The 26996-nt window shown below is 61.7% G+C and carries 25 protein-coding genes and 1 pseudogene; 9 read left to right on the top strand and 17 right to left on the bottom strand.

Going from position 1 to position 26996, the window contains the following annotated elements; genetic code table 11:
- The first annotated feature begins 75 nt into the window (after positions 1-75).
- The 3 genes from A6B37_RS03210 (at position 76) to A6B37_RS26185 (ending at position 2118) form a co-directional block, all read left to right on the top strand.
- Positions 76-708, top strand: a complete 633-nt coding sequence (locus tag A6B37_RS03210) for a flavin reductase family protein (RefSeq protein ID WP_111824872.1) — start codon at positions 76-78, stop codon at positions 706-708.
- Positions 705-1496, top strand: a complete 792-nt coding sequence (locus A6B37_RS03215; protein WP_111824873.1) for an IclR family transcriptional regulator — start codon at positions 705-707, stop codon at positions 1494-1496. The genes A6B37_RS03210 and A6B37_RS03215 overlap by 4 nt, the downstream gene beginning before the upstream one ends.
- A 157-nt stretch (positions 1497-1653) precedes the next feature.
- Positions 1654-2118 carry a YMGG-like glycine zipper-containing protein gene (locus A6B37_RS26185; protein WP_111824874.1) on the top strand — a complete coding sequence of 155 codons (465 nt, stop codon included), beginning with the start codon at positions 1654-1656 and terminating at the stop codon, positions 2116-2118.
- 8 nt (positions 2119-2126) lie between these two features.
- On the opposite strand, the gene A6B37_RS03225 is transcribed toward A6B37_RS26185, so the two are convergent.
- The 4 genes from A6B37_RS03225 to A6B37_RS03240 form a co-directional block, all read right to left on the bottom strand.
- Positions 2127-2636, bottom strand: a complete 510-nt coding sequence (locus tag A6B37_RS03225) for a flavin reductase family protein (protein WP_111824875.1) — start codon at positions 2634-2636, stop codon at positions 2127-2129.
- Positions 2637-2702: 66 nt separating this feature from the next.
- A complete protein-coding gene (locus tag A6B37_RS03230) occupies positions 2703-3731 on the bottom strand; it encodes a methionine synthase (RefSeq protein ID WP_102771990.1) in 1029 nt (342 codons plus the stop codon).
- 27 nt (positions 3732-3758) lie between these two features.
- Complete coding sequence (locus tag A6B37_RS03235; protein WP_111824876.1) at positions 3759-4742, bottom strand: DUF1852 domain-containing protein; 984 nt, start codon at positions 4740-4742, stop codon at positions 3759-3761.
- A 242-nt stretch (positions 4743-4984) separates the two neighbouring features.
- Positions 4985-5875, bottom strand: a complete 891-nt coding sequence (locus tag A6B37_RS03240; protein ID WP_111824877.1) for a LysR family transcriptional regulator — start codon at positions 5873-5875, stop codon at positions 4985-4987.
- Between the two features lie 146 nt (positions 5876-6021).
- Here A6B37_RS03240 and A6B37_RS03245 point away from each other — a divergent pair, with 146 nt between their 5' ends.
- Both A6B37_RS03245 and A6B37_RS03250 read left to right on the top strand, forming a co-directional pair.
- Positions 6022-6624 (top strand): TetR/AcrR family transcriptional regulator, encoded by a 603-nt coding sequence (locus tag A6B37_RS03245; protein ID WP_111824878.1) that lies wholly within the window; start codon positions 6022-6024, stop codon positions 6622-6624.
- A 141-nt stretch (positions 6625-6765) separates the two neighbouring features.
- Complete coding sequence (locus A6B37_RS03250; protein WP_111824879.1) at positions 6766-7923, top strand: MFS transporter; 1158 nt, start codon at positions 6766-6768, stop codon at positions 7921-7923.
- Positions 7924-8051: 128 nt separating this feature from the next.
- Here A6B37_RS03250 and A6B37_RS03255 read toward each other — a convergent pair whose 3' ends face one another.
- Positions 8052-8279 carry a transposase gene (locus A6B37_RS03255; RefSeq protein WP_146747991.1) on the bottom strand — a complete coding sequence of 76 codons (228 nt, stop codon included), beginning with the start codon at positions 8277-8279 and terminating at the stop codon, positions 8052-8054.
- A gap of 278 nt (positions 8280-8557) precedes the next feature.
- On the opposite strand from A6B37_RS03255, the gene A6B37_RS03260 reads away from it, so the two are divergent.
- Together A6B37_RS03260 and A6B37_RS25935 are read left to right on the top strand one after the other, a co-directional pair.
- Positions 8558-9643 carry a type I restriction endonuclease gene (locus A6B37_RS03260; protein WP_111824881.1) on the top strand — a complete coding sequence of 362 codons (1086 nt, stop codon included), beginning with the start codon at positions 8558-8560 and terminating at the stop codon, positions 9641-9643.
- 135 nt (positions 9644-9778) lie between these two features.
- Complete coding sequence (locus A6B37_RS25935; RefSeq protein ID WP_146747992.1) at positions 9779-12046, top strand: hypothetical protein; 2268 nt, start codon at positions 9779-9781, stop codon at positions 12044-12046.
- Between the two features lie 129 nt (positions 12047-12175).
- Here A6B37_RS25935 and A6B37_RS03265 read toward each other — a convergent pair.
- Positions 12176-13449: pseudogene (locus A6B37_RS03265) on the bottom strand (IS256 family transposase).
- A gap of 203 nt (positions 13450-13652) precedes the next feature.
- Positions 13653-13964, bottom strand: coding sequence for a hypothetical protein (locus tag A6B37_RS03270; RefSeq protein ID WP_111824882.1), 312 nt, complete (start codon positions 13962-13964; stop codon positions 13653-13655).
- 560 nt (positions 13965-14524) lie between these two features.
- On the opposite strand from A6B37_RS03270, the gene A6B37_RS03275 reads away from it, so the two are divergent.
- The gene (locus A6B37_RS03275) at positions 14525-14737 is read left to right on the top strand and encodes a hypothetical protein (RefSeq protein ID WP_111824883.1); all 213 of its coding nucleotides are present in this window, start codon (positions 14525-14527) and stop codon (positions 14735-14737) included.
- Between the two features lie 3 nt (positions 14738-14740).
- On the opposite strand, the gene A6B37_RS03280 is transcribed toward A6B37_RS03275, so the two are convergent.
- Complete coding sequence (locus A6B37_RS03280) at positions 14741-15598, bottom strand: SAM-dependent methyltransferase (protein WP_111824884.1); 858 nt, start codon at positions 15596-15598, stop codon at positions 14741-14743.
- Positions 15599-15749: 151 nt separating this feature from the next.
- Here A6B37_RS03280 and A6B37_RS03285 point away from each other — a divergent pair, with 151 nt between their 5' ends.
- Positions 15750-16466, top strand: coding sequence for a LysE family translocator (locus A6B37_RS03285; protein ID WP_246842355.1), 717 nt, complete (start codon positions 15750-15752; stop codon positions 16464-16466).
- Between the two features lie 83 nt (positions 16467-16549).
- On the opposite strand, the gene A6B37_RS03290 is transcribed toward A6B37_RS03285, so the two are convergent.
- The 9 genes from A6B37_RS03290 to A6B37_RS03330 are packed head-to-tail and all read right to left on the bottom strand — an operon-like array spanning position 16550 to position 26990.
- Entirely contained in the window at positions 16550-17719 is a 1170-nt protein-coding gene (locus A6B37_RS03290; protein ID WP_111824886.1) for a CMD domain protein, read from the bottom strand.
- Positions 17720-17738: 19 nt separating this feature from the next.
- Positions 17739-19037, bottom strand: coding sequence for an acyl-CoA thioester hydrolase/BAAT C-terminal domain-containing protein (locus tag A6B37_RS03295; RefSeq protein ID WP_111824887.1), 1299 nt, complete (start codon positions 19035-19037; stop codon positions 17739-17741).
- A gap of 3 nt (positions 19038-19040) precedes the next feature.
- On the bottom strand, positions 19041-20612 hold the full coding sequence (locus A6B37_RS03300) for an ABC transporter substrate-binding protein (RefSeq protein WP_111824888.1): 1572 nt from the start codon (positions 20610-20612) through the stop codon (positions 19041-19043).
- Between the two features lie 26 nt (positions 20613-20638).
- Entirely contained in the window at positions 20639-21652 is a 1014-nt protein-coding gene (locus A6B37_RS03305) for an oligopeptide/dipeptide ABC transporter ATP-binding protein (protein ID WP_102771976.1), read from the bottom strand.
- Positions 21649-22659: an ABC transporter ATP-binding protein gene (locus A6B37_RS03310; RefSeq protein WP_102771975.1), complete on the bottom strand. Its 1011-nt coding sequence runs from the start codon at positions 22657-22659 to the stop codon at positions 21649-21651. The genes A6B37_RS03305 and A6B37_RS03310 overlap by 4 nt, the downstream gene beginning before the upstream one ends.
- Positions 22656-23573, bottom strand: a complete 918-nt coding sequence (locus A6B37_RS03315) for an ABC transporter permease (protein WP_102771974.1) — start codon at positions 23571-23573, stop codon at positions 22656-22658. The genes A6B37_RS03310 and A6B37_RS03315 overlap by 4 nt, the downstream gene beginning before the upstream one ends.
- Entirely contained in the window at positions 23570-24544 is a 975-nt protein-coding gene (locus tag A6B37_RS03320) for an ABC transporter permease (RefSeq protein WP_102771973.1), read from the bottom strand. The genes A6B37_RS03315 and A6B37_RS03320 overlap by 4 nt, the downstream gene beginning before the upstream one ends.
- Positions 24541-26016, bottom strand: a complete 1476-nt coding sequence (locus A6B37_RS03325; RefSeq protein WP_111824889.1) for an NAD(P)/FAD-dependent oxidoreductase — start codon at positions 26014-26016, stop codon at positions 24541-24543. Before A6B37_RS03325 ends, A6B37_RS03320 begins: the two co-directional genes overlap by 4 nt.
- A complete protein-coding gene (locus A6B37_RS03330; RefSeq protein WP_111824890.1) occupies positions 26013-26990 on the bottom strand; it encodes a LysR family transcriptional regulator in 978 nt (325 codons plus the stop codon). The genes A6B37_RS03325 and A6B37_RS03330 overlap by 4 nt, the downstream gene beginning before the upstream one ends.
- Between the last annotated feature and the right edge of the window lie 6 nt (positions 26991-26996).

Consider the following 26996-nt stretch of genomic DNA (forward strand, 5'->3'; position numbering starts at 1 on the left):
AGGCTAGGCGCACTGTATGCGCATGAAAGAGTCCAAATTCTGACGTTCAATATCCGGACTACGGAGCGAGACAGCATGCATTTCCCCGCAACCGACCTGAACCCCGAACAGACCTACCGCCTGATGAGCGGCATCGTCGTTCCGCGGCCCATCGCCTGGATCAGCAGCGTCAACGCCAACGGCGGCGTCAACCTGGCTCCCTTCAGCTGCTACACCTTCGTTTCCAACCAGCCGCCCATGATCGGCGTCAACATCGGCAGAAAGGCCGGGCAGCGCAAAGACACCGGCTGCAACATCATGGCCAACGGCCACTTCGTCGTGAACATCGCCGACGAGACGCTCCTCGATCCGCTCCATGAAAGCGCCCAGGAACATCCGGCCGAAGTCAGCGAAGCCGAACTGCTGGGCCTGCAGGTGCTTCCCGGCGCCGCCATCCCGACGCCCCGCCTGGCCGCCGCGCCCATCAGCCTGGAATGCCGGCTGCACAGCGTCACGCCCTTCGGAGCCACCGGCGCCGAATTCTTCGTGGGCGAAGTCGTCATGTTCCACATCCGCGACGGCTTGATGCAGGACGGCAAGATCGATACCCGGTTGCTGCGGCCGATCTGCCGCATCGGCGGCCCCAACTATGCATCGCTCGGCCCCATCGTCACCAAGCGCGGCATCGCGCAAACTCCCAAATCCGTCATGAAGCCGGAGGCCGCATGAGCGACGCCGAGGACAAGAACGCCTCCGGCGCCCAGACCGTGCGCCGCGCCTTGGCGCTGCTGCGGCTGATTGCGTGCGGCCAGGAACGGGGCGTGCGCCTGGTGGACCTGGAACGCATGTCCGGCCTGAACCGTCCGACCGTGCATCGGCTGCTCAAGACCCTGGTGCAGGAGGAGGCGGTCGAACAGGACCCGGAAACGCGCCGGTATCTGATCGGACAGGAAGTCACCCTGCTGGGGCTGGCGCGCACGCGGCGCTTTCCGCTATTGACGCTGGCCGACCCATATCTGTCGGAACTGGCGGATCAGGTCGGGGATACGGTGTTTCTCAGTATCCGCCACGGACACGACTCGATATGCATAGGCAGGCGGACCGGGCGGCATCCGATACAGGTGTTGTCCATCGAAGTGGGGGTGAGACGCCCGCTGGGAGTGGGCGTGTCGGGCGTGGCGCTGCTGGCGTGCCTGGACGCCGACGAGAGCGTCAGCCTGGTGCGCAGCAATGCCGCGCGCCTGGAGGTGTTGGGCGAACGCGTGGAGGATGTGATCGCGCGGGTGGAGAAGGCCCGGAAAGAAGGGCTGGCGCATGCGCCGGCAGGGCTGATGCCGGGCACCAGCGCGGTGGCGGTGCCCATCCTGTCGGGGAAACAGGACGCATTGGGAGCGATTACGGTGACGGCGATGGCCGAACGGCTGGCGGTGGAGAGGTTCGGGATGGTGGTGGAGCGGATGCGCCAGGCGGCGGGCGGGATCGCGGGGCGGTATGCGCAGGTGGCGGGTCGGAGTTGAGTGTAGATACCATCCAGACGGCGCTGGTGGGGCGCGTAGGATGGGTGCAGCGCGGCAAAGCACGGGCAAGAACCCCACCCTCCACCGCGCGTAACCCATCACCCCACCGCCCAGCTAAACTCCAATCATCCGGGTTCTCGATTCAATGGAGTTTTTCATGAAAACGTCCATGTATTGCGCAGTTCCCTTGCTCGCCCTGTTCTGCCTGGGCGCCACGGCCCAGACGGTGACGCCGCTCAAAGGGCAGTCTCCCGCAACCACCCAGCAAGACAGCGCCGCGTGCCAGGCGCTGGCCGGCAATGGGGCCAGCGCCACGCCGGAAAGTCCCCGATCCGGCGGGCGCGTGCGCGGCGCGGCTGCCGGGGCAGCGGCGGGTGCGGCGGTGGCCGGCGCGCGCGGCCGGCAGCATGAGGAGGTCTATGACCGCCTGGACGACGACGTCAAGCAGCAATACCGGCAGAACCAGGCGAAAGACGCCGCGGTGGCCGGGGCGGTGGTAGGCGGTTCGCGGCAACGGCAGGAACGCCGGCAGGACCGGGCCGCCCAGTCGCAGGCCAATGCGGCCGCTGCTTCCACCTATGCCAGCTGTATGCAGCAACGCGGCTATCAGGTGACGCCCTGATTGAACCGTCAAGCCTCGCAATGCTCGGCGATGTTGCGATACTGGCCTTTGTAATACAGCAATGGCTGCGTAGCGGCAGCTTCTTGCAGGTTCAACGCCTTCACTTCACCGATCACGATCAGATGATCGCCCGCGGCGTGTTCGGCATAGATTTCGCAATCGAGCCAGTGCAGGCTGCCGGCAATGATCGGATTGCCTAGCGGCGACTCCCGCCATTGGACTTCATGCCATTTGTCCGTGCCTCGCCGAGCGAACTGGTTGGAAATCCTGACTTGTTCGTCCGACAGGATATTGACTGCGAAGCGACCGGCGCGGCGGATCTTGGGATAGCTGCCTGAGCTGGACATCACGTTGAACGACACCAGCGGCGGACTCATCGACACGCTATGGAACGACTGGCAGGTGAAACCTATCGGCTCGTCATCGAACTGCGTCGTGATGACGGTAATGCCGGACGCGTAGTGCCCGAGAACTTCGCGAAAGCGCAACGGCTCGATCGCAGTGCTGGAAAGTGACATATTGAGGTCTATTGCGCGTGCGTGGTCGTCGCGGGCAGCTCGCGACGACCATTTCCCGCCTTTGAATCAGTTCGAGAGTTCCTTGCGGACGATTTCCGCGCCGGCGCTCAACGCGCTCAGCTTGCCTCTCGCGACAGCACGAGACAGCGGAGCCATGCCGCAGTTCGTGCAAGGGTAGAGCTTGTCGGCATCCACGAACTGAAGTGCCTTGCGCAGCGTGTCGGCAACTTCCTCCGGCGTTTCAATGGTGTTGGTGGCCACGTCGATGGCGCCCACCATGACCTTCTTGCCCCGGATGAGCTCGATCAGATCCATCGGAACGCGGGAGTTCTGGCATTCCAGCGAGACGATATCGATGCTGGACTTTTGCAGCTTGGGGAATGCCTCTTCATACTGCCGCCACTCCGATCCCAGCGTCTTCTTCCAATCCGTATTGGCCTTGATGCCGTAGCCGTAGCAGATGTGGACAGCGGTTTCGCACTTGAGGCCTTCAATGGCGCGTTCCAGCGTGGCTACGCCCCAGTCATTCACTTCGTCGAAGAACACATTGAATGCGGGCTCGTCAAACTGGATGATGTCGACGCCGGCGGCCTCCAGTTCCTTGGCTTCCTGATTGAGAATCTTGGCGAATTCCCAAGCCAGCTTTTCGCGGCTTCGATAGTGGGCGTCATACAGCGTGTCGATCATCGTCATCGGGCCTGGCAAGGCCCATTTGATCGGCTGCCCGGTCTGCTGGCGCAAGAACCTGGCGTCGTCGACGAACACCGGCTTGCGGCGCGCCACGGCGCCCACCACCGTCGGCACGCTCGCATCGTAGCGATCGCGGATTCTGACGGTCTTGCGGTTCTCGAAATCGACGCCTTCCAGGTGCTCGATAAACGTGGTCACGAAGTGCTGACGCGTTTGTTCGCCATCGCTGACGATATCGATGCCCGCGTGCTGCTGTTCCTGCAGAGACAGACGCAGAGCGTCTTGCTTGCCCTCGGCCAGGCCCTCGTCCTGCAATTTCCAGGGCGACCAGAGCTTCTCGGGTTCTGCAAGCCAGGAGGGCTTGGGCAGGCTGCCGGCGGTCGAGGTGGGGAGCAATTTCTTCACAATAGATGCCTTGGTTTTTCTGATTGATCAAAGAGGGTTGTTGGCGGACCACTGCGCAAGAATCGCCTGGTACGGCTTGATGAAGTGCTCTTCAACAAACCGTCCCTGCTCGATAGCCAGCCGGCTACGTTCCTCTCGGTCATAGACAATCCGGGTCAACGAATAATCCTGGTGTTTCAGGCTGGGCTGATAGGACTTTCCCGCCGCGGAGTTCGCGTTGTAGATCTCCGGCCGGTAGATCTTCTGGAAGGTGTCCATCGTGCTGATCGTGCTGATCAGCTCAAGATTGGAGTAATCGCCCAGCAGATCGCCGGAAAAATAGAAAGCCAGGGGCGCGGCGCTGTTGGGCGGCATGAAGTAGCGGACCTTCATTCCCATCTTCTTGAAGTATTCGTCAGTCAGCGAATACTCATCCTGCAGGTATTCCACGCCCAGTACGGGATGTCGGTTTTCAGTGCGGTGATAGGTCTTGCTGCTCGACACGCTCAGGCAGATCACGGGCGGCTTGCTGAAATGCTCCTTGTAAGTGCTTGAATTCACGAAGGCCTTGAACAGCTTCCCATGCAGGTCCCCAAAATTCTCCGGCGTGCTGAACGCGGCTTGATTTTTGGTGTGCTCCAGCAGCAGCACGCTGAAGTCATAGTCCCGAACATAGGAGGAAAAATTATTTCCTACTATGCCCTCGATGCGCTCGTTGGTCTTCCGATCAAAAATGCTGGTCTTCAGCACTTCAATCAAGGGCAGGGCGCTGCCGTTGCCTGCGCCGTCAATGCTCATCTCGACGGAAATGATTTCAAGATTGACGGTGTAGCGGTCGCCCTTGGGATTGTCCCAATGCGCCAGGGCATTGAAACGGTTGTCAATCATCCGCAGCGTATTGCGCAGATTCTCCTGGCGGCTCGCGCCCCTGGCGAGATTGGCAAAATTGGTGGTGATCCGCGTATTGTCCGAAGGACGATAGTCTTCGTCGAAACAAATGCTCTTGATGGCAAATGTGAACTCGTTGCTCATGTTGATCTGCTGCCCTGATTCCTGAAATAAACCCGCGTCCATTCATTGCTTTTCAGCGCTGCTCAAATTCTTCTGGTTTTTATTTGGCAGTCTTCATATCGACGACGTAGGGGGCGCAGTATAGGTTGGACCATCCATGAAAAAAAGTGAATTGATCTCATGAAACCATTAGTTCAGTTCATGAGTTGTGGGGCATGCCGATCTGCCTGCAAATTTGGTGCCCCGCACTTGACCGCGTTGCATCAAGCCACGGCTGGCCCTTTCGCCTGCGCGATAAACGCACGCAGGTAATCGATATCCACGTCCGCCTCGCGAGCGCCCAGATAGATGTGCTTGGCAATGCCTTTCTTGCCCAGCCGGACAGGCACCACGTTCATCGCGTCCGCGTACTCCAGCACCAGCCAGCGCGGCAACGCCGCCACCCCGCGGCCGCTGGCGACCATTTGCAGCATGATGTCCGTCGTCTCGATGGCCTTGTGGCGCTTCGGCGTAATGCCGGCCGGCGTCAGGAACATGCTGTAGATATCGAGCCTGTCGACCGGCACCGGATAGGCCACCAGCACCTCGTTGCCGAGCTGCTTGGGCGTGACGTACTCCTCCTTGGCGAGCGGGTGGTTGCCCGCGACGACCAGCACTTGTTCATAGTCGAACACAGGCTCGAACACGAGCCCTGGCTTATTTAGCGGATCGGGCGTGACCAGCAGATCGATTTCATAGCCGAACAGCGCTCCGATGCCCCCGAACTGGAATTTCTGCTTCACATCCACGTCCACATCCGGCCAGGCCGCCAGATACGGGGAAACAATCTTCAGCAGCCACTGATAGCAGGGATGGCACTCCATGCCGATGCGCAGCGATCCGCGCTCTCCCTGGGCGAACTGACGCAGGCGCTCCTCGGCCAGGTTCAGTTGCGGCAGCACCCGGTTGGCCACGGCCAACAGGTATTGACCGGCCTGCGTAAGCCGCAGGCTGCGGCCTTCGCGCAGCCAGATGTCGGTGCCCAGCTGCTGCTCCAACTTCTTCATGCTGTGGCTTAGGGCCGACTGCGTTACGTGCAGGACGCCTGCGGCGGCGGTCAACGAACCTTGTTTTTCCACTTCTTGCACGATGGATAGATGGATGCGGTCTAGCATGGGATATGAACGAAATTCATGATTTATGGTGATATTTGAATTTTACTTCATCGTTCTGTGCAATACGTGTCGGCGGCTGCCTTATTGGACTATTTGTTCCAAAACTGCTATCTTTGCGCCCTGAACGCTTCAGCTGCACTCGACGCATGAGCAAGGAAAAATCGCCCAGCCAGGGGCGCCCTAGGCAATTCGAAGACGAAGAAATTATTGATGCCGCGGTTGGGGTCTTCAGCGAGAATGGATTCGCCGGGACCTCGGCGCAGGACCTCTGCGACAGTACCGGCCTCGGGCGGGGCAGCCTGTATAACGCCTTTGGCAATAAGCAGGCGCTTTATGAGCAGGCCCTTTTGCGCAGCCACGAAAAGAGCATGCAAGCCCAGCTGACCATCTTGATGCAAGCGGGTTCGGTCAGGGACCGCCTGCGTACGCTCTTGCTCTGGGGCGTTGCTGAGGACCTGGCGCAGGCCGAGCAGCATGAGGCCATGGTGCTGTTCTCCGCGCTCGAGCGTGGCAGCAAGGATGAGGTCGTCGCGACGCTGAACACCGAATACCGCCAACGCCTGGAGACGGCCTTGGTCTCGGCTTTTACCGAAGGGCAAAAGAATGGCGAATTCGGCACGACGATCTCGGCCGTCGAAATGGCCCGCGGCTTCTTGGCGGGCTACTACGGGCTGCGGGTGCTGAATAAAAATATTTCAGATAAGAGCGTTCTCAACGATGCCGTGACGGGGCTGCTGGCCAACCTGTAGGGGGCAGCAGGGGACTTTGGTGCTTGTGCCGACCCCTGGAGGTAATTTTTTATAGGCGTGATTCTTATGATTGCGTAGTCGACGCGTGTTTTTTTGACTATTTTTGGAATGATTGTTCAATAACTATTAGGAAAGTAGGAAATGCCGTTGGTGGTTTACATTCTGGGGCTTGCCGTCTTCTCGATTGGCACCTCGGAATTGATGGTGGCAGGAATGATGGAAACCTTATCTGAGGCTTTCGGCATCACGATAGGGCAAGTGGGGCACTTGATCTCGTATTTCGCATTTGGCGTGATGCTGGGCGGACCGGTGCTTACGTATGTCTTTCTGAAGCTCAAAGTCCCTTACCGACCGACATTGCTGGCGTTGCTTGCCGCGTACGTGCTGGTGCAGGGTTTTAGCGCCTTCATCTCGGATCACGCCATACTGATCGCGGTGCGCTTGATCATCGGCGTCTTATGCGCGGGGTGCCTGAGTTTGTCCTTGGCCACCAGCATGGCGTTGGTGCCCATTGAAAACCGACCGCGCGCGGCCGCCGTGGTGATTGGCGGCTTCATGGTATCGAACGTCTTCGGCGTGCCGCTAGCCACCATCATCAACCAGCACTGGGGCTGGCGCGTGAGTTTCGGCCTGGTGGCGCTCTTGGTGCTCGTTTGCCTGGCGGTGCTCGTTCGCACCTTGCCCAACGTCGGCGGCGGCAAGGGCGGCCTGAACATGGCCGAGGAGCTGCAGGCGTTCAAGAAGCTGGCGTACTGGAAGGCCTGCGCGACCAGTTGCCTGATTTTGGGGGCAAGCTTTGCCGCCTTCAGCTATTTCGTGCCGATTCTGACCTCGGTCACCGGCTTGACGATGCAGGTCGTGCCGATCATCTTGATGCTCTACGGCGCGGCCAATCTTGCCGGGAATATGATCACGGGGCGTTTAGCCTATCGACATAGTCTCACGATCATGGTGACTGGCCTGACGGTGCTCAGTTTTTCGTTAATTGGCATGGCGCTGCTGGCGCAGTATGCCTGGCTGGCAGTGGCTTTCGTCATCCTGATCGGCTTGTCCGGCGTGCCGATGAATCCGGCGATGATGGCGCGCATCGTCAGCGTGGCACATCCGGGGCCCTTGGTGAACGCGGTTCATACGTCCGTGATCAATATTGGCCTGGGCGGCGGGACGTTTCTGTCCGGCATGGCGATCTCCGCGGGCTATGAATTTCGGATCGCGTTATGGATCGGTGCGGGGCTAGCGGTGCTGGGACTCTTGAGTATCCTGCCTTACCTGCGCCGCCGCCAGCAAGGGTGGCACTGAAGAGGGGCTTGCGCCCTATGGTGTCTCCGCGATCGTGGGCAATTTCCTCGGCGGAATCTGGCAAGCGCCCGTGATTGAAAGCATGGCTTGGACCAACGGCTCCATTACCCCACGCCTGGCCGACGGCGTCAGGATTTTCGGTTTAGGACGTCCTTGATCGCCGCATTCTCCAGCGCCAAGTCAGCAAACATGCGTGTGAGCTTGGCGTTCTCAGCCTCTAGCTCGCGCAGCCGCTGCAACTCGCACACCTGAACACCCGAGTACTCGCTCTTCCACAGGTAGTACGTAGCGTTGCCGATGCCGTGTTTGCGACATAGTTCGGCGACCGGCATGCCAGCTTCGCCCTCCTTCGGCACGGCAAATCCGGCTCTCTGTAAATCTGCTTGTCTTCAAAGGAGTCTCCGACTCATGGAGGCGCTGAAATTCTTACCGGCTGGTGCCTCCCTGAAGGGGAGCTTTACGCTGCCACCCCCGATTGTCCTTCTTCCTTGATCAAAGTAAAGTTCGGGTAATATCTGTAGATATTTGTCACGAAATCAACCGTTCGTGATTACTTTGGCGTGGGAAATTCGATTCGTTTTTAGATTTGGTGAACCCGCACGGGCGACAGCTCGTACGCAAATTGGAGCAGAGCATGGAGTTGATGGAAAAACTCAGAGGCCTTTCCGAAAAAATTCGTCAACAAGGCGCCGGCATCAAGACCGAAGAGGCGACGAAGAATGCGTTTGTGATGCCGTTCATTCACAACATATTGGGATACGACGTCTTCGACCCCAACGAGGTGACGCCCGAGTTCATTGCTGACGTAGGCACCAAGAAAGGTGAGAAGGTCGACTACGCAATCCTTCAGAACTCAGAAATCCAGATCTTGATCGAGTGCAAGAAGTTTGACGACCCTCTCAACATAAACCACGCCTCTCAGCTGTTCCGCTACTTTCACGTCACGACAGCGAGAGTCTCCATTCTGACCAATGGGCAGATCTATCAGTTCTACACCGATCTCGATGCGCCCAATAAGATGGACCAGAAGCCATTTCTGGAGCTTGATCTACTCGACATCGACGACTACATCGTCCCTGAACTGAAGAAGTTGACCAAAGGCGCGTTTGATCTGGAATCGGTCATCAATGCGGCTGGCGAGCTTAAATATTTGAATCAAATCAAGAAGATTGTCGCCAATCAATTCGTTGCCCCTGAAGAAGATTTCGTCAAACTGTTTGCTTCGCGAGTTTATGAGGGTGTTATCACGCAGCGAGTTCGGGATCAGTTCTCTTCGTTGACGAAACGTGCTCTAGGTCAGTTTTTGAATGATCAGATCAATGAGCGGCTTAAGTCTGCGATGAATAGTAATGCGGTCGCATCGGTTGTGGCAGATACGCCCGAAGCTGAAGATATCGGGGGTAAGTCAGACGACTTGATCACCACGACGCTGGAGGAAATCGAAGGCTATCACGTGGTCAAAGCAATTGTCCGAGCTGTAGTCGATGTCAAACGCGTCGTTCAGCGAGACACGCAAAGCTATATGGGCATACTTCTGGATGACAACAATAGGAAGCCCATTTGCCGTCTTCACTTCAATCGTTCTCAAAAATACGTGGGAATATTTGATGAGAGTAAAAATGAGACTCGGTATCCAATCTCATCTATAGACGAAATATACAATTTCTCCGATTCGCTTAGAAAAACGGTGAGCATGTACGGGACGGATATGATCAGTTGATACCGGCGCAGGCCCATTTGCCTAGTCTATCTATAAAGAGGAAAGCAAGATCGGGGGCTATTTCAAGAAATCCTAATCTGAACCCTTGTTTTGTAAGAAAAAATAGTTTCAGAAAATTTATATATATTGACTGTGATGATGCCGAATTCAAGTTGGAAAAAATTAGAAGACAAAATAAGAGATTTGGCTTCTGTTATGTGGAATCGTACTGCTGCCCCGGAGAGAATATCGGGAGTGAACTTTGATGCGGTCCTAAAAATTTCCAGTGAAGAGATAGTGCTGATTGAGGTTACGGAGGAAAGAAATCTTGCAAAAATTCGAGAGGATATTGCAAAAATAAGAGCGATAAAAATAAACTACGCCGTCGATGGCGTCTTCGCTAAGGCTTTTATAGTTATGCGAGATGAGCCGACTCCAGGAATGATGGAGTTAGCAAGGGACTCAAAAGTAAATATTTCTTCCGTAGAAAGATTCTCTCAGAGTGTTTTTGACTTCGACGCATATGCGAATCTGAGGTTGACGCGGGTTTTTGGAAGTGCGATTAATCCGGCAACTGGCAAGCCTGATGAGCATGATTATATCCCCGTGCGCTACATGGATGATACTGGCCGTCGGCAGTATTCTGCGGGAGATATAGCAGAAAAACTGACGCGCGGGGAAAAAATAATTCTTCTTGGCGATTACGGTACGGGAAAGAGCAGATGCACAAAAGAGACTTTTTCGCTATTGGTAAATAAAGTCAAGATGGGCGGGAAGTTTGTATTTTCTATAAATCTTCGTGACCATTGGGGGGCCACTACCGCAATAGAGATTATTGCCGGACATTTGAAAAGAATGGGCCTATCCGGATCGATAGATAGAGCCATGCAGCTCCTGGTTGCGGGACATGTAGTCCTGATTTTAGATGGCTTTGATGAAGTGGGATCGCAGATCTTTGGGATAAATCAGTCCCGCCGAAATTCGATAAGAAAGGCGGCACTGCAAGGTGTCAGAGAGTTGATTGAACAATGCGCGGCAGGCGTGCTTATAACCGGTCGCCCGCATTACTTCAACGGGAATAAGGAGATGTATGAGTGTATCGGAATATCTCCGAAAAACAATTACGAGCCATGTCTGCAATGTGCGACTGAATTTGATGTTTCTCAAGCAGAAACTTACCTGAAAAACGTTGGATTTGAGGCGACTGTGCCACAGTGGTTGCCCCGAAAACCATTGATTTTCCTCGTGTTGGCGGAGATAAAAAAGAGCGAGGCGGAAAAGATACTATCTAGTCAGTCAGGCGAGATTAGTTTCTGGGGGCAGTTTATTGATGCCGTGTGCGAACGTGAGGCGAAGATCCATACATCTATCGACCCTTCATCTGTCCGGGAAGTATTGGCACATTTAGCGAGACGGACGCGATGGGGAGATCGCGAATTGGGCAGGCTCACTCCTAAGGATGTCAATCAAGCTTACGAAGATGCTACTGGGGCTGCTCCCGATGATTCCGGTCAATTGATGTTAAGCAGATTATGCACTTTGGGTCGTATCGAACCGGAATCTCCTGATCGGCAGTTTGTTGATCCATATATAATTCAGTTTTTATTTGCTGAAAATATTGTTAATGATATTTCAGCGAGAAATACGGATGTTCTGTCGGAGAGGTGGCGGCAGGCATTAAAAAGTACTGGAGTTGATTTTCTATCTCAATGGATAGATCTATACTCGTTGGTCTCCGATGCTATATCTATAATAAAAAGAGAAACGGGCCCGACAAACTCTCAGGTGGTCGCAGAGCTTGTGTCTGCCTTGAGTTTGATTGAAATGGAAGGAGTGGATTTTTCTGATGTTGAAATAAAGGATGCTGAGATTGCGGTGTTGGCTCTTGGGGGGGGAGAGCTCAAGAATGTCAGTTTTAAAAACTGCTACATCGGAAGAGTTGCGTTTGAGGCCTGCAAAATTAATGATGAATCAGGTTTCTCCATTGAAGACTGCGAAATTGATTTGATTACCGGTCTGTCTGCTCATGGTGGTCTGCCAAAGTGGGTCGTAGGAGGACGAGTAGGGCTTTTACAAAATGTATCAAATGCCGCTAGAATTAAGTCCAGCAATCTTCCTGCAGCCCAAAAGCTACTTCTTTCTGTGATTCAGAAGATATTCTTTCAGCGCGGCGGCGGAAGAGAAGAGGGATCGCTATATAAGGGCGGATTTGGACAGCAGTTTGATAGAAAGGTTATTGATAATATTTTATCTTTATTGGTTAGCGATGGGGTCGTAGAAAGGAGTAAAGATGGGGGGAGGTCGATATATAATCCACGGAGAGAATATACTTCGAGAATGAGAGCGATAAAGGATCAACTTTCTTTAAGTAAAGACCCTTTGTGGCAAAAAGTTCTTACATTTGACGGAAGAAAGAGTCAATAACCGGTGCGAGTTTCCCTCTAGGCCGGTGCCAGTCGATGAAAGTTATGAGGTTACTGGTTGGTGCCTACCTAAAGGGGAGCTTACGCAGTTGCCTGAATTAGTTCTTGGGAGTGTCAGAATTTTTGTGTTCTAGCATTTGCTCTGACGTTGCATCATTAGCTCGCCAACCGGCTGTGAGTCGATACGGGGCCAGGTAAATCGCTCCTCATAGAGGACGGCGAATTGTTGCATGGCCTCGGTCCAATGGTGTGTGGCCGATCCCCATTTGACGGCAATGTTGCGCAGCGCCAGCCAGAGCAGCTTAATGGCAGCATCGTCTGTGGGGAAGTGGCCGCGCGTTTTGATGATCTTGCGAAGCTGTGCATTTACGCTTTCTATCGCATTGGTCGTGTAAATCACGCGTCGGATCGCAGGTGGGAATACGAAGAATGGGATGACCTGCTCCCACGCGTCCTTCCAGGCCTTGACGATCATGGGGTACTTCAGACCCCATGGGCTTGCGGCGAACTCATCGAGCGCCTGTTGCGCGGCCTGAGCGTTCACGGCGGCGTAGATTGGGCGCAGTGCCGCGGCGATGGCGCGGCGCTCCTTCCAGCCGGCGTAGCTCAGACTGTTGCGGATCAGGTGCACGATGCACGTCTGCAGCGTGGTGGCCGGGAACACGACTTCAAGCGCTTGCGGCATCCCTTTTAAGCCGTCAGTGATCGCGATCAGGATGTCCTGCACGCCTCGCGTTTTAAGGTCGTTGAACACCCGCATCCAGAACTTGGCGCCTTCGGTGGTCTCGATCCACTGGCCTAGAACCTCGCGGCTGCCATCGGGCAGCACACCCAGCGCCAGGTAGACCGCCTTGTTCTGCACGAGGCCTTCATCCCGGATCTTGACCCGCAGCGCGTCGAAAAACACCACCGGCAACATCGGATCCAGCGGCCGATTCTGCCAGGCCTGTACCTCTTCCATGACCTCATCGGTCACCGAGCTGATGAACTCCGGCGACACGTCGGTGCCGTACTGCTCACCCAGAAAGGCTCGGATCTCACGTACGCTCATGCCTCGGGCGTACATCGCGATGATCTTGTCATCAAATCCGGTAAAACGCCGGGCGTGCTTGAGGGATCAGGATCGGGGCAAAGCTGCCGTTCCGATCACGCGGGATATCGAGCTTTAGCGGGCCGTCATCTGTCAGTACCGTCTTGCTGCTCATGCCGTTGCGTTGGTTGCTGGACGCTTCGGGCCGGGCCTGTCCTGCTGGATAGCCCAGACTGGCCCAGCTCGGCGCCCAGCGCGCGTTCGATGAGCGCCTTCTTTAACAGCATGAACGTGTCCTGGACCGCCTCGGCCGTCATCGGTCCCGGCAGCGCCGGCTTGCTGGACTGCTTCGCGGACTTCGGGTTGCGTGCCATGGTCGGTCTCCTTGAAAACCATCATTGGCCTGCACACAAAAATCCGGACACTCCCTAGTTATTAGCTCAAACTGACTTGATCCGCTTGGGTTCGTAATCATTGACAGCTTCTGGCCGAATGCCGACCTTCGCATTCCCGAAATTTCAGCTGCATTAAGGCGAATTGGCATCCGAGCAATGCCGACTCGTGCAAACAGTTCGAATTAATGAACCGGATTTTCCTCAGCAGAGAACCCAAAGCCCACCTGCGCCCCATCAAGCGCCACTTCCACAAGATCCGCAATGTGATCGCAAAGGCTCTCAATCCCGCCTAACAAATTGGAAGTCACCCAGGGATCCAGCGGCTGCGCGCCAGTGCTATCCGGCTCATTCGCACTATTGCCCACAATCCGGACAATAGCCCAGATTCCCTGGCAAGCTCGCTCTATCTTCCGAAGGTCCGCAAAGCGAATAGAGCCAATCTCCAGATCATCCGGGGTGGCCCAGCGGTCAAGGGTGTAGGGGTGGTCGTTCATAGTGGCTTCCTTTGTCGTGAAGCCCGCGCCCCGCTGTCAATCGGGGTGGGCGGGCGCAAGGCCGGGTTGACAGACCGGTACAAAGGAAACCGGCGCACGCGAACGTGCCCCAGCCAAGGCCCGCCCATAGCAGGGACGTGCGTCAGCCTACGGACATGAAAACGCCGCTATTGCAGCGGCTGTCCGCCCTTTGTCATTCCGGCTGTCAATCCGGTCGATCGTTGGTGCGATCGCAGTGCGAGTATAGGCGCAACGCATATTGGCAGCAGTGCCAAAGGTGGCATTTTCGTCCCTTTCCGAGACGAGCGCTCAAAAACAAAAGGGCCGCGTGCGGTCCTTCGTCAATTTTCATTCACTCTGCGGCAAGAAAAACCGATCCTTCGACGCCAGCAACCCAATGCGTCCGAGCATCTCGGTCAACTGCTCGGAGGGCATTTCGTCGGCAAATCCTTGTCCCGCACAATGATCAGTGCATTCGTGATCAAAGGTATCGGTTTCCGACGCCACCCGAATTCGCCATCTCTATCTCCTACACTATCCATCAACCACCAGGGAGAGATATGTCGATTCAAACCTTAAGCCGCTGCGGCATCATCCTGTTTCTCACCGCGCTGACGTCGGGCTGCTCAATAGGCAGCGAGTGCGCGTGGTACCGCAGCAGCTGCATGTATGAAGGCCAGTACGAAGAGGGCGAGGAAGACTACGCGGAATCCGAAGCGCAGCGCCTGAACAAGAATTCAACGGATCGGCTGCGCCGTAGTTCCGGCGATTGATGCTCAGGCCGCCGTCGTCGGCTCTGGCAGGAAAAACCGGTCCTTCAACTCCTGCAGCCCGATGCGCTCCAGCATCTCCGTCAGCCGTTCGGCAGGTTTGCGCCGCGGCAGGTTTTTGTACTGCGCAATGATCAGCTCGTTCTTCATCGAGTGTTCCCACCCGACCAGCTCGGTCACGCTGACCTGATACCCGTGCGCTTCCAGCTGCAGGCAGCGCAGCACGTTGGTGATCTGGCTGCCGAATTCGCGCGTATGCAGCGGGTGCCGCCAGATCTCAGCCAGCGGATCGGCCAGCGCCTTTGCCTTGTTCTTGCGCAGCACGGCGGCGACTTCGGCCTGGCAGCAGGGGACGATGACGATGTACCTGGCTTTCTTTTCCAGCGCGAAATGGATCGCGTCGTCGGTTGCCGTATTGCAGGCGTGCAGCGCGGTCACCACGTCGATGGCGGGGGGCAGCTTGTCCGAGGTGATCGATTCGGCCACCGACAGGTTGAGGAACGACATCCCGCCGAAGCCCAGGCGGCGCGCCAGTTCCTCGGATGACTTGACCAGCTCTTCGCGGGTTTCGATGCCGTAGATGTGCGAGCCTTGCCTGACGGCCTCGGGTTGTTCCTTGAAGAACAGGTCGTAGAGGATGAAGCCCAGGTACGACTTGCCCGCGCCGTGGTCGGCCAGGGTGACCGCGCCGCGTTGCTGCTGGACGTCCTTGAGCAGCGGTTCGATGAACTGGAACAGGTGGTAGACCTGTTTGAGCTTGCGGCGGCTGTCCTGGTTCATCTTGCCGTCGCGGGTCAGGATGTGCAGGGCCTTGAGCAGTTCGATCGACTGGCCGGGGCGGATGTCGTGGGTTTTGTCGGACATGGGGTAAGGCAATGCGCCCCGCGATGGGCGGGGCGCACGAGTAGGCGGAAAGCGTCAGTTTAACGAAAACGCCGCCGCCGCCGCGAATCGGGAAAACTGGCCGCGGACTGTGCGGTATCCGGCGATCCAGGTTATCTGGCATACGAGTAACATGCGCGATGCGGTGCTGCTTGCGCTCGGGCTGAAGCGCCGCGTAGTCGCGCCGGGGATATGTCCTGGCATCCCTGGAGAAACGCAAATGCTCGTGAGTCAGCTTGCCCTCGTGTATGGCACTTATCTGATTGCCACCGCCAGTCCCGGGCCCAGCAATATGGCGATCATGGCAACGGCGATGCGTGATGGCCGTGTGCCGGCGCTTGCGCTGGCGGCGGGCGTCATTACGGGCTCGCTATTCTGGGCGACGCTGGCGGCGACCGGCATTTCCGCCGTGCTGGCGGCATCCGCGCAGGCGCTTTACATCATGAAGATGGTGGGAGGCGTCTATCTGCTCTATCTGGCGTTGCGCGCCGGCAGGTCGGCGCTGAGGCCGGGCGCGGCCTTTGCGAATGTGAAAACGGGCCGTGTGACCCCGCGCTACCGGGTGCTCTACCGCCAGGGCGTGCTCATGCATATCGGCAACCCCAAGGCGGTGCTGGCCTGGATGGCGATCATGTCGCTGGGGCTGGGGGAGAGCGCGTCGGACGGCACCTTGCCGGCGATCATCGGTGGTTGCGCGTCGCTCGGCGTGATGGTGTTCGGCGGCTACGCCATCGCTTTTTCGACCGCGCCGATGATTGCGCTGTACGCCAGGCTGCGGCGCTGGATCGAAGGGACGGTGGCCGTGGTGTTTGGCGTTGCGGGCGTCAAGCTGATGACCTGGCAACGTTGAAAGGGCGGCTTGTCAGCGCCGGCCGGTGCCGGCGATGACAAGCGGCCAGGCGTCCGGCACGCGGGCGGCCGGACGCCACAGGGTCAAGCCTTAGGGAAAACCGGCTCGCCCAGGTTGAGCATCAGGCGGTTCGCCCAGGCGAAGATCGCATCCGAATGCAGCAGGTCCAGGACCTCGCCTTCGTTCAGGCCCACGTCCTTCAGGGCCTGGATGCTGTCGGCGTTCACCGTGGCGGGCGCGTCGGTGATCTGGATGGAGAACTTGCCGATGGCCAGTTCGCGCGCGGTGGTGCCGGCGGTGGCGGGGTCTTCGAAGACCTGGGCGATGACGTCGTTGCGCTTGGCCAGTTGCTCGAAGCGCTGGGCGTGGACCGAGGCGCAGTAGACGCAGCCGTTGACCCGCGACACGACGGTGGCGCCCAGTTCGCGTTCGGCGCGCGACAGGCCGCCGGGGGCGTACATGATGGCGTTGAACGCGGTGGAGCGCTGGCGCAGGATCTCGGGCTGGTGGACCAGGAACAGGTAGTAGTCGGAGACCTTGGCCTTGGGGTGGCTTTCTTCCAGGACGGCGATCTGTTCGGGCGTGGCGGTTTCCACGTTGACGACGTCCAGCCAGGCCTTCCATTCCAGGCTTTCGTTGGTGAAACCGTGGTTCTTGATGGCGGCGCCGGGCGCGGTGGCCGCGGTGTTGGGCGGGAAGGGCGCGGGCGGCGTGCCGGCGGCGCGGCCGGGCTGGCTTTCCAGGGCCTGCATGGCTTGCAGGCCGGCGACCAGGCGGACCTGGTAGGACAGGAAGGCGATGAGCTGCGACAGGGTTACGACGGCGGGCGTGGACACGCCGGCGGCCGGCAGGGTCTTGAGCGCGGCCTCGTCGCCTTCGACGGGCTTTTCGATCAGCTTGCGCGTGTATTCGAGGATGGCGGCCAGGCGCGGGCTGGATGCCTCGGCAGGCTTGCCGGACTCGGCGACGGCGATGTCGGTGGGCGCGGCGTCGGTCTCGGCCAGGCGCTTGCGGTAGTGGGCGGCCAGCAGCGGCGACGGGGTGATGCGGCTGGCGTACAGCGCGACCAGCAGGCGCTCGGCCAGCGACAGGCCGGGCAGCGCGGGGTCGAACAGGGCGTCGTAGCTGCCCTGGGTGGCGGCGGCGACTTTCTCGCGCTGGTGGCGCGCGGCGTAGGTCTTGCTGTCGGGCGCCAGCGCGACCAGGCGGTCGACGAGGTCGGCGGCGACGTTGTAGGTAATGGGTTCAGCCATGCGGATCTCCTTGATTCTGTCAGGCGGCGCGCGCGCGCACGGCGGCGTCGAGGAACTTGAGCACGCCTTCCCACGATTCCTGGTCGGCGCGGGCGTTATCCCTGGGGGTGCCGCCGCTGGTGCTGATCTTGCCGGACACGGGATGGGCGTAGACGTGCTGGGTGGTGGGCACGTACGGGAACAGGATGGAGTGCCCGCCGTTCTCGTAGTCCAGCCACTGGACCGGGTAGGGGTGCTTCACTTCGGCCAGTTTGTCGCGCACCATCTTCGAGTACAGGCTGGACGGCCAGGAGCCATCGTCGGTGCCGGACAAGAGGATGACCGGGCCCTGGATGTTCTCGACCTTGATGCGGGCGCGGGCCACGGCGTCGGGGTCCTGCAGCGCGGTGAGGATGGCTTTTTCGTGGCGGTGCGGCGGTGGGCCTTCGTCGAACGGGGCCCAGGTGGCGGTGCGGTTGTTTTCCCAGACGTGCGGCACGGGCTTGCCGCCCAGCAGCCAGGTGGGGCCTTCGCGGCCGATCTTGGGGTCGCAGGCGTTCTGACCGCTGTGGACCACGGCGCCCGGCACGTAGCCGACCACGGCCGAGACTTCCTCGGGGAAGGTGGCGCCCAGCAGCAGCACCAGTTCGCCGCCGCGCGACTGGCCGCTGAGGGCGACGAAGTCGTGCTTGGGCTGCACCTTCTTGCGCAGCCAGCGCAGCCCGGTCTGGAAGTATTCCAGCGGGGTGTTGGAGATGTAGTCGGACAGCCCCGGCGCCTTGAAGTAGGCCAGCGCGAAGGCGGCGTAGCCGCGCGAGGCGTAGAGCGCGGCGCGCGGTTCGTTGATGCCGCCGCCCGAGCCGTTCAGGATCATGACGGCGGGATGCGTGCCGGGCGCGCAGCCGGGCGGCAGGTATAGCGTGCCGACCAGGCCTTCCTCGCGCACTTCGTGGCGGGTGACGCCTTCGGCGGCCAGGCGCTGGGTGAAGCTGGCCTGGGCCTGGGCGCCGTCGGCGCGGGCCACCACGTCGGTGACCAGGGCCTCGGTCACCGGGTGGTTGAACTGCTCGCGGCTGGGCGAATCCACGGGCGATTGCGACCAGATCAGGCCCATGGGGGCCGTGCCGGCGTAGTCGCCGGAAGCGGGCGCCTGGCGCGTCAGGTCGACGACGCCGTCGGCGTCGGCCACGAACGCCGCGCGGCTTTGCCACAGCACGCCGTTGCGGCGGGTCAGGACCGTGATTTCCACGGTCTGGCCGGGCCGGGCCTGCTCGACCCGGATGCAGCGCGGCACGTCGATCAGGGCGTCCGCGGGGGTGACGGAAAGGGTGAGCGCCATGGCTTACTTGCCCGCGTCCTTGGTCACCATCATGGCGGCCGTGCGGTCGCTGGTCATGGGGGTGACCTTCAGGCCTTTCTTGGCGGCCCAGATGTTCTTGTAGTGGAAGAGCGGAATCACGCCGACGTCATCGGACACGATCTTGACCGAGTCGCGCAGGATGGCTTCGCGCTTGGCCACGTCGAATTCCGAGGTGGACTGCTCCAGGGCGGCGTCGACCTTGGGGTTGCTGTAGCGGCCCCAGTTGGAGGCGCCCAGGCCCTTCTTGGGATCGGCGGTGGCCAGGACGTTGACCAGCGCGTAGCTGCCTTCGCCGGTGCCGTTGCCCCAGGCCAGCATGCTGACCGCGAATTCGTTCTTGTTGGCGCGGCCCGAGTACACGGCCCACGGCACCACTTCCACCTGGGTCTTGACGCCGATGCGGGTCCAGAACTGCGCCACGGCCTGGGCCGTTTCCGGGCCTTGCGGATAGCGGTCGTTGGGAACGTGCATGGTCAGCTTGAAGCCGTCGGGGTAGCCGGCCTCGGCCAGCAGCTTCTTGGCCTGGGCGGCGTCGTTGGGGATGTTCTTGACGTCGGGGTTGTAGCCGAAGGTGCCCTTGGGCATCCACTGGTTGGCCTCGGTGGCCGCGCCCTGCAGGATGCGGTCGGCGATGGCCTTGCGGTTGATGGCCAGGTTCAGCGCCTGGCGCACGCGCACGTCCAGGAGCGGATTCTTGTCCAGCGGCTTGCCGTTGTTGTCGGTGATGTAGGCGTTGGGCGCGGGGTTGAAGCTGGGCTGCAGCAGCATGACGCGCAGGCCGTCGTACGGATAGACCGAGATGTTCGAGGCCTTCTGCAGCTTGGCCAGGTCGGATACCGAAACCTTGTCGATCACGTCCACGTCGCCGGCCAGCAGCGCCGCGGTGCGGGCGGCGGCGTTGTTGATGTAGCGGTAGTTGACCTTGTCCCAGATCTGCTTGCCGCCCCAGTAGGCGTCGTTGCGTTCCATGATGACGCGGTCGCCGGGGGTGTAGGACACGAACTTGTAGGGGCCGGTGCCGATCATGGCCTTGCCCGAGTTGTAGTCCTCGGTGGTGGACTTCTCGCCCACGTGCTTGCTGACCACGTGCACCGAGGCCAGGTTCAGCGGCAGGTCGGGATTGGGCGCCTTGGTCTTGACGATGAGGGTCAGCGGGTCCTTGGCGCTCATCGAGTCGATGGTGCGCAGGTAGCCTGCGTAGGTGGCCACGCTGCCCGGCACGGCGCGCGCGCGGGTGTAGGAGTAGATCAGGTCGTCGGCGGTGAAGGGCGTGCCGTCCTGCCACTTGACGCCTTCGCGCAGCTTGAATTCCCAGGTCTTGTCGTCCAGCGGCTTCCAGCTCACGGCCAGGCCGGGCTGCAGCTTGTTCTCCTTGTTCTCGATCAGCAGATCCCAGAAGTGCAGCGCCACCGAGCGGTCGCCGGCGTGGTTGTTCAGCTGCGGGTCCAGCGAGGACAGCGGGTCGGCGAAGCCGATGGACAGGTCGTCGGCGACGGCGGCGGCCGAGGCGCCGAGGACGGCGGCGGCGAGCGTGGTGAGAATCAGGCGTTTCATGTTCGGAGTCCTTGTTGAAGGCGTGTTCAAGCCATGTCGTTCAGGTGGCAGGCGCTCAGGTGGTTGATGGCGATACCCTTGAGCGTGGGAACCTCGGTCTTGCAGCGCGGCATCGCTTGCGGACAGCGCGGATGGAAATGGCAGCCGCCGGGCGGGTTCAGCGGGCTGGGGATTTCGCCCTTGATCGCGGTAAAGGTCTTGCGGCGCGATTTCAGGCTGGGAATTTCGGCCAGCAGGGCCTGCGTGTACGGGTGGTTGGGACGGCGGAAGACTTCTTCCACCGTGGCCGTCTCCACCACGCGGCCCAGGTACATGATGACGACGCGGTCGGACAGGTGCTCGACCACGCCCAGGTCGTGGCTGATGAACAGATAGGTCAATCCCAGGTCTTCGCGCAGGTCCATGAACAGGTTCAGGATCTGCGCCTGGATGGACACGTCCAGCGCGGCCACGGCCTCGTCGCAGACCAGCATGGAAGGCTGCACGGCCAGCGCGCGGGCGATGCCGATGCGCTGGCGCTGGCCGCCGCTGAACTGGTGCGGGTAGCGGTGGCGCAGCGCCGGGTCCAGGCCGGCGCGTTCCAGCTGGGCGCTGACGTAGTCGTCGAAGTCGCCGTTGCCGACCAGGCCGTGGATGCGCGCCGCCTCGCCCACGATCTCGTCGACGCGCAGGCGCGGGTTGAGGCTGGCGTAGGGGTCCTGGAAGATCATCTGCACCCGCAGGCGCGCGGCATGGGCCTGGGCGGCGTTCATGTCCGCCGGGCGCACGCCGTTGATGCGGATCTCGCCGCCGGAGGGCGTGAGCAGGCCGGCCGCGATGCGGCCCAGCGTGGACTTGCCGCAGCCGGACTCGCCGACCAGGCCGACCACTTCGCCGGGATTGACGATGAGGTCCACGTTGTCGACGGCGCGGGTGACGGCGGGCGGCTTGGACAGGCCCAGGCGCTGCAGGGCGCGGCCGGCCGGGCCGACGGCGCGTTCGCCGAAGCGCTTGCTGACCCGGCTCAGGTCGATCAGCGGGGTGGGGGCGGACGCCGTCATGCCATCGCCTCGCTGGATTGCAGGGTGGGATGGAAGCAGCGCACGCGGTGGCCGGGCAGGGCCTCGGCGATGCCGGGCTGCTGGCCGCAGGCGGCGCTGGCGCGCGGGCAGCGCGCCGCGAAGGCACAGCCGGCGGGCAGGTTGAGCAGGTTGGGGGTCATGCCGGGAATCTGGCGCAGCCGCTGGCCGCGCCGGTTGTTGCTGGGCAGGCTGTCGATCAGGCCCACGGTGTAGGGATGCTGCGGACGGTCCAGCACGTCGTCGACCGTGCCGTGTTCGACGATGCGGCCCGCATACATGACGGCCACTTCGTCGGCCAGTCCGGCCACCACCGACAGGTCGTGGGTGATCCAGATCAGGCTGGTGCCGTGCTGCTGCGCGAGCTTCTGCACTTCCGACAGGATCTGCGCCTGGATGGTGACGTCCAGCGCTGTGGTGGGCTCGTCGGCGATGATCAGGTCCGGACGGTGCAGCATGGCGATGGCGATGGCCACGCGCTGGCGCATGCCGCCGGAGAGCTGGTGCGGATAGGCCAGCAGCCGCTCTTCGGGGCTGGGGATGCCCATCATGCCCAGGGTGTCGCGCGACAGCTCGCGGGCCTGGGCCACGCTCATTTTGTTGTGCGCGCGCACGGTCTCGATCATCTGCGCGTCGACCCGCAGCACGGGGTTCAGCGTCATCATCGGGTCCTGGAAGATCATGGCGATGCGGTTGCCTTGCAGCTTGCGCAGTTCGCGCGGCGCCAGCCGGGTCAGGTCGCGGCCCTGGAACAGCACTTCGCCGCCGACGACGCGGCCCGGCGCATCCACCAGGCCCATGATGGAAAAGCCCGTGACCGACTTGCCCGAGCCGGATTCGCCGACCAGGCCCAGGATCTTGCCGCGTTCCAGGGTGAAGGAAACGCCGTCCACGGCCGGCAGCACGCCGGCGCGGGTGAAAAAGTGGGTGCGCAGGTCGCGCACCTCCAGCGTGGCCGGCGCGCCGGAAATCATGCTGGCGGCGGTCATTTGTGGTTCCTCGGGTTCAGCACGTCGCGCAGGCGGTCGCCCACCAGGTTGATGGCCACGATGGTGATCAGCAGCGCGATGCCGGGATAGAAGCTGATCCAGTATTCGCCGGACAGCATGGTCTGGAAGCCGTTGGAGATCAGCAGCCCCAGCGACGGTTCGGTCACGGGCACGCCCAGGCCCAGGAAGCTGAGCGTGGCCTCCAGCGTGATGGCGCGCGCGATCTGCAGCGTGCCGATGACGATCAGCGGCGGCAGGCAGTTGGGCAGGATGTGCTTGAGCATGATCCGCCAGTTGGGGATGTCCAGGCAGCGGGCGGCTTCCACGTATTCGCGGCGGCGCTCCACCAGGGCCTGGCCGCGCGCGGTGCGGGCGTAGTAGGCCCATTCCAGGATCACCAGCGTCAGCACCACGTTGCCCACGCCCTTGCCCAGGTAGGCCAGGATCATCATGGCGACCAGGATGGACGGGAAGGACAGGATCAGGTCCACCAGGCGCATGATGAGCGCGTCGACCTTGCCGCCCGCGTAGGCGGCCAGCAGGCCCAGCAGCGTGCCGACCACGCCGGCGATCAGGGCCGAGCCCACGCCCACCATCAGGCTGATGCGCAGGCCGTACAGAATCCCCGACAGCAGGTCGCGGCCCTGGCCGTCGGTGCCCAGCCAGTAGTGGAAGGTCTCCAGCCCGTTCATGGTGCCTGGCGGCAGGCGCGCGTCGAGCACGTCGATCTGCAGCAGGTCGTAAGGGTTCTGCGGCGCGATCCAGGGCGCCAGCGCGGCGGCCAGGATCAGCAGCAGCGACACCGCCAGGCCCAGCACCGCGGTCCTGGACGACATGAACTCGGCCAGGTTGCGGCGCCAGGGGGATTCGCGGCGCAGGGCGGGCGCCGGCGTTTGTGTGGATACAACGCTCATGCGGCAGCCTCCAGCCGCACCCGCGGGTCCAGCACTTTGTACAGAATGTCGACGATCAGGTTCAGCGTGACGAACAGGAACACCACCACGATCAGGTAGGCCACGATCACGGGGCGGTCCAGCGCGTTCAGGCTGTCCAGGATCAGCTTGCCGGCGCCGGGCCAGGCGAAGATGCTCTCGGTGACCACGGCGAACGCGATGGTCGAGCCCAGTTCCAGGCCCAGCACCGTCACCAGCGGGATCATGGTGTTGCGCAGCACGTGCACGCCCACCACGCGCAGCGGCGACAGGCCCTTGGCGCGCGCGAATTTCACGAAGTCCTGCGGCAGCACGTCGCGCACGCCGGCACGGGTCAGGCGGATCACCAGCGAGATCTTGAACAGCGACAGGTTGAAGGCCGGCAGGATCAGGTGGCGCCAGCCGTCGGCCGTCAGCCACGACCATTGCAGGCCCAGGAACTCCACCGTCTCGCCGCGGCCGCTGGCCGGCAGCCAGCCCAGCGACACGCTGAACGTCATGATCAGCATCAGCGCGATCCAGAAGGTGGGCAGCGAGAAGCCGACGATGCTGCCCGCCATGATCAGCTTGGAATAGCGGCTTTCCGGATACAGCCCGGCCAGCAGGCCCAGCGGCAGGCCCACGACCACCGCCAGCAGCATGGCGGCGATGGCCAGCTCGAAGGTGGCGGGCAGGCGCTGGATCACCAGCTCGACGGCCGGGATGTTGTAGACGAAGCTGTTGCCCAGATTGCCGTGCAGCGCGCCGTTGATGAACGCCAGGTACTGTTCCCACAACGGCTTGTCCAGGCCCAGCTCGGCGATGATGCGGGCGCGGTCGACCTGGTCCACGTCCTGGCCGATCAGGATGTCCACCGGGTTGCCGATGGCATGCAGGCCCACGAACACGATCAGCGTCATCAGGAAGACGACCACCGCGGCTTGCGCCACGCGGCGCAGCAACCAGCCCGTCATTGCGCGGTCTCCGATTGCGCGATGGGGGCGGGCGCCGGCGCGGGCACCCATTCATCGCCGAACACTTCCGGTTCGGAGAACGCTTCCATATTGGCGTAGTGCGTGGCCACGTCCTCGCGGTAGAACAGGCCCGCGATGCCCTGGGCGAGGCGCTTGGCGCCCTCGCTGATGGCGGGGATGTCGCCCGAGATCGTGCCCTGGGTCAGCGCCGCCGGATACGAGAAGCAGTGCACCCGGTCCAGGCCGGGACAGGCGCCCGGGGTTTTCTCCTGCAGTTCGAAGACCGCGCCCAGGTCGGGCGAGTCATGCAGCTCCTGGTCTTCCTGGCCGGCCGGCGGCACGTAGCGGTCGCCCCAGGCGCGCACGTGCGGCGCCAGCGCGGCGAACTCGGGGCGCGCGGTCCAGTCGATGCGGAATCCCGTGGAGAAGATCAGGAAGTCCAGCGCGAACACGCCCTTGGGCGTGGTGACGCGGATTTCGTCGTCCACCATGGCCAGGTCCTGCACGCCCGCGCCCAGGTTGAAGCGCGCGTTGGGGTGGCGCGATACGCGCAGCGTGCTGCCGCGCGGCGGCGGAACCTGGGCGGCGTTGATGTAGTGGCGGATCTTCCACTTCCATTCGTCGGGCAGCGTCAGGTGGCCGTGGGTCAGGCCGGGATTGCCGGCTCCCTTGCCCTTGTTGATGCGGGGGATGTCCTGGCGGCGGATCAGCAGGTCCACGCTGGCCGCGCCCGCCTCCAGCGCGGTGGCCGCGCTGTCCATGGCGGACGCGCCCGCGCCCACCACGCCCACGCGCTTGCCGGCGAGCGTGGCGTAGTCCATGACGTCGGAGGAGTGCGCCCAGCGATTGCGCGGCAGTTTCCTGGCGAAGTCGGGCACATAGGCGCCGCCCAGGCCGTCGCGCCCGGTCGCCAGCACCACGCGGCGCGCCAGCACCGTGCTGCGGCCGGCGGGCGACTCGATCTCCAGCTGCACCAGCCGGTCGGCGCGCGGCAGCACGGCGCGGATGCGGTGTTCGTTCCGCACGTCCAGGTCCAGCACGCGGCGATACCAGCGCAGGTAGTCCATCCATTGCAGGCGCGGAATCTTGTCCAGCGCCTCCCAGGCCTCGGACCCGAACTGGGATTCGAACCAGGCGCGGAACGTCAGCGCCGGCAGGCCCAGCGCGGGGCCGGTCAGCTGCTTGGGCGAGCGCAGCGTCTCCATGCGCGCCGTGGTGGCCCAGGGGCCTTCGAAGCCGGCGGGCGCCTGGTCGAAGATGGGCGCGTTGATGCCCAGGTGCGTGAGCGACGCCGCCGCCGCCAGGCCGGCCATGCCGCCGCCGACGATGGCCACGTCCAGCACGGGCTTGCCGTCGACATGGCGGGGCGTCACCCAGTTCTTGGCGGGAAGTTCCAGCCAGGCAAGATCCTGGCGCAGGCGCGCTTCCAGCGCGGCCAGGCCTTGCGGCGGAGCGGCTATGGGCAGATTCATGATGCAGGGGATTCCGTAAGTGGGGCGTCGTCGCCGTAGATCGACTGCAGCAGCGCCGCATGGGCGCTGGCGTCGTGCAGCACGAAGCCGGGCAGCAGGGCCGCCGCGGCGTCGGCCAGCGCGTCGGCCATGGCCTGGCAGGCCGGCGTCGGCGTTTGCGACTGCGGGGTGATGACCCCGAAGAAAAATGGGATGTCCAGATCGATGGGACGGATCGCCACGCCTTCCATCGGCATGCCGTAGGCGGTGATCGGTTCCAGCACCGACACGCCCAGGCCGGCGCGCACGGCGGCCAGGGCGTTGACGGACGAATTGGTTTCCAGCGTGGCGGGCATGCGGCCGCCGGGGGCCAGCGCGGCGTCGAGCCGCCGGCGCAGCCGGAACGGATTGGCCATCGTGATCAGGCGCCGGCCGGCCAGCGCCGACACCGGCACCACCGCCTGCTGCGCCGCCGGATCGTTTTCCGGCAGCGCGGCCACACAGGGCGCCTGCCCGATCCAGTGCACCGTCAGGCCGCGATGCTCCAGCGGCAGGCTGGTCGCGCCCAGTTGCGCCGAGCCCGACAGCACCGCATGCACCACCTGTTCCGGCGAGGCACTGCGCAACTGCACGCGGGCCGCGCCGAGCCGGGACTCGATGCGTTTGAGCGCGTCGGGCACCAGCCCGGCCGCCAGCGCCGAGGTGGCCGCCATCAGCAGCGGCTGGGCCTGGCCGCGGGCGATCTCTTCGGCGCGGCCGCGGATCTGCTGCAGGCTGGCCAGCGCGCGTTCGACGTCTTCGTACAGCAGAAAGCCCTGTTCGGTCGGCGTGACCCGCGGGCCGCTGCGCGCGAACAGGGCATAGCCGATTTCAGCCTCCAGTTCCTGCAGCAGCCGGCTGATCGCGGGCTGCGAGCGTCCCAGCAGCCGTCCGGCAGCGGTGACGCTGCCTGTGGACATCACGGCCGCGAAGGCCTCGAGTTGACGAAGTTCCATTGGTTT

The sequence above is a fragment of the Achromobacter sp. HZ01 genome, assembly GCF_003267925.1.
Lineage (GTDB): Bacteria > Pseudomonadota > Gammaproteobacteria > Burkholderiales > Burkholderiaceae_B > Achromobacter > Achromobacter pulmonis_A.

What these genes read in the sequence shown, in the direction of transcription:
- A6B37_RS03210 (WP_111824872.1), top strand. Translation starts at nt 76, where the DNA reads ATGCATTTCCCCGCAACCGACCTGAACCCCGAACAGACCTACCGCCTG.
- A6B37_RS03215 (WP_111824873.1), top strand. Translation starts at nt 705, where the DNA reads ATGAGCGACGCCGAGGACAAGAACGCCTCCGGCGCCCAGACCGTGCGC.
- A6B37_RS26185 (WP_111824874.1), top strand. Translation starts at nt 1,654, where the DNA reads ATGAAAACGTCCATGTATTGCGCAGTTCCCTTGCTCGCCCTGTTCTGC.
- A6B37_RS03225 (WP_111824875.1), bottom strand. Translation starts at nt 2,636, where the DNA reads ATGTCACTTTCCAGCACTGCGATCGAGCCGTTGCGCTTTCGCGAAGTT.
- A6B37_RS03235 (WP_111824876.1), bottom strand. Translation starts at nt 4,742, where the DNA reads ATGAGCAACGAGTTCACATTTGCCATCAAGAGCATTTGTTTCGACGAA.
- A6B37_RS03240 (WP_111824877.1), bottom strand. Translation starts at nt 5,875, where the DNA reads ATGCTAGACCGCATCCATCTATCCATCGTGCAAGAAGTGGAAAAACAA.
- A6B37_RS03245 (WP_111824878.1), top strand. Translation starts at nt 6,022, where the DNA reads ATGAGCAAGGAAAAATCGCCCAGCCAGGGGCGCCCTAGGCAATTCGAA.
- A6B37_RS03250 (WP_111824879.1), top strand. Translation starts at nt 6,766, where the DNA reads ATGCCGTTGGTGGTTTACATTCTGGGGCTTGCCGTCTTCTCGATTGGC.
- A6B37_RS03260 (WP_111824881.1), top strand. Translation starts at nt 8,558, where the DNA reads ATGGAGTTGATGGAAAAACTCAGAGGCCTTTCCGAAAAAATTCGTCAA.
- A6B37_RS25935 (WP_146747992.1), top strand. Translation starts at nt 9,779, where the DNA reads ATGATGCCGAATTCAAGTTGGAAAAAATTAGAAGACAAAATAAGAGAT.
- A6B37_RS03270 (WP_111824882.1), bottom strand. Translation starts at nt 13,964, where the DNA reads ATGAACGACCACCCCTACACCCTTGACCGCTGGGCCACCCCGGATGAT.
- A6B37_RS03275 (WP_111824883.1), top strand. Translation starts at nt 14,525, where the DNA reads ATGTCGATTCAAACCTTAAGCCGCTGCGGCATCATCCTGTTTCTCACC.
- A6B37_RS03280 (WP_111824884.1), bottom strand. Translation starts at nt 15,598, where the DNA reads ATGTCCGACAAAACCCACGACATCCGCCCCGGCCAGTCGATCGAACTG.
- A6B37_RS03285 (WP_246842355.1), top strand. Translation starts at nt 15,750, where the DNA reads ATGCGCGATGCGGTGCTGCTTGCGCTCGGGCTGAAGCGCCGCGTAGTC.
- A6B37_RS03290 (WP_111824886.1), bottom strand. Translation starts at nt 17,719, where the DNA reads ATGGCTGAACCCATTACCTACAACGTCGCCGCCGACCTCGTCGACCGC.
- A6B37_RS03295 (WP_111824887.1), bottom strand. Translation starts at nt 19,037, where the DNA reads ATGGCGCTCACCCTTTCCGTCACCCCCGCGGACGCCCTGATCGACGTG.
- A6B37_RS03300 (WP_111824888.1), bottom strand. Translation starts at nt 20,612, where the DNA reads ATGAAACGCCTGATTCTCACCACGCTCGCCGCCGCCGTCCTCGGCGCC.
- A6B37_RS03305 (WP_102771976.1), bottom strand. Translation starts at nt 21,652, where the DNA reads ATGACGGCGTCCGCCCCCACCCCGCTGATCGACCTGAGCCGGGTCAGC.
- A6B37_RS03310 (WP_102771975.1), bottom strand. Translation starts at nt 22,659, where the DNA reads ATGACCGCCGCCAGCATGATTTCCGGCGCGCCGGCCACGCTGGAGGTG.
- A6B37_RS03315 (WP_102771974.1), bottom strand. Translation starts at nt 23,573, where the DNA reads ATGAGCGTTGTATCCACACAAACGCCGGCGCCCGCCCTGCGCCGCGAA.
- A6B37_RS03320 (WP_102771973.1), bottom strand. Translation starts at nt 24,544, where the DNA reads ATGACGGGCTGGTTGCTGCGCCGCGTGGCGCAAGCCGCGGTGGTCGTC.
- A6B37_RS03325 (WP_111824889.1), bottom strand. Translation starts at nt 26,016, where the DNA reads ATGAATCTGCCCATAGCCGCTCCGCCGCAAGGCCTGGCCGCGCTGGAA.
- A6B37_RS03330 (WP_111824890.1), bottom strand. Translation starts at nt 26,990, where the DNA reads ATGGAACTTCGTCAACTCGAGGCCTTCGCGGCCGTGATGTCCACAGGC.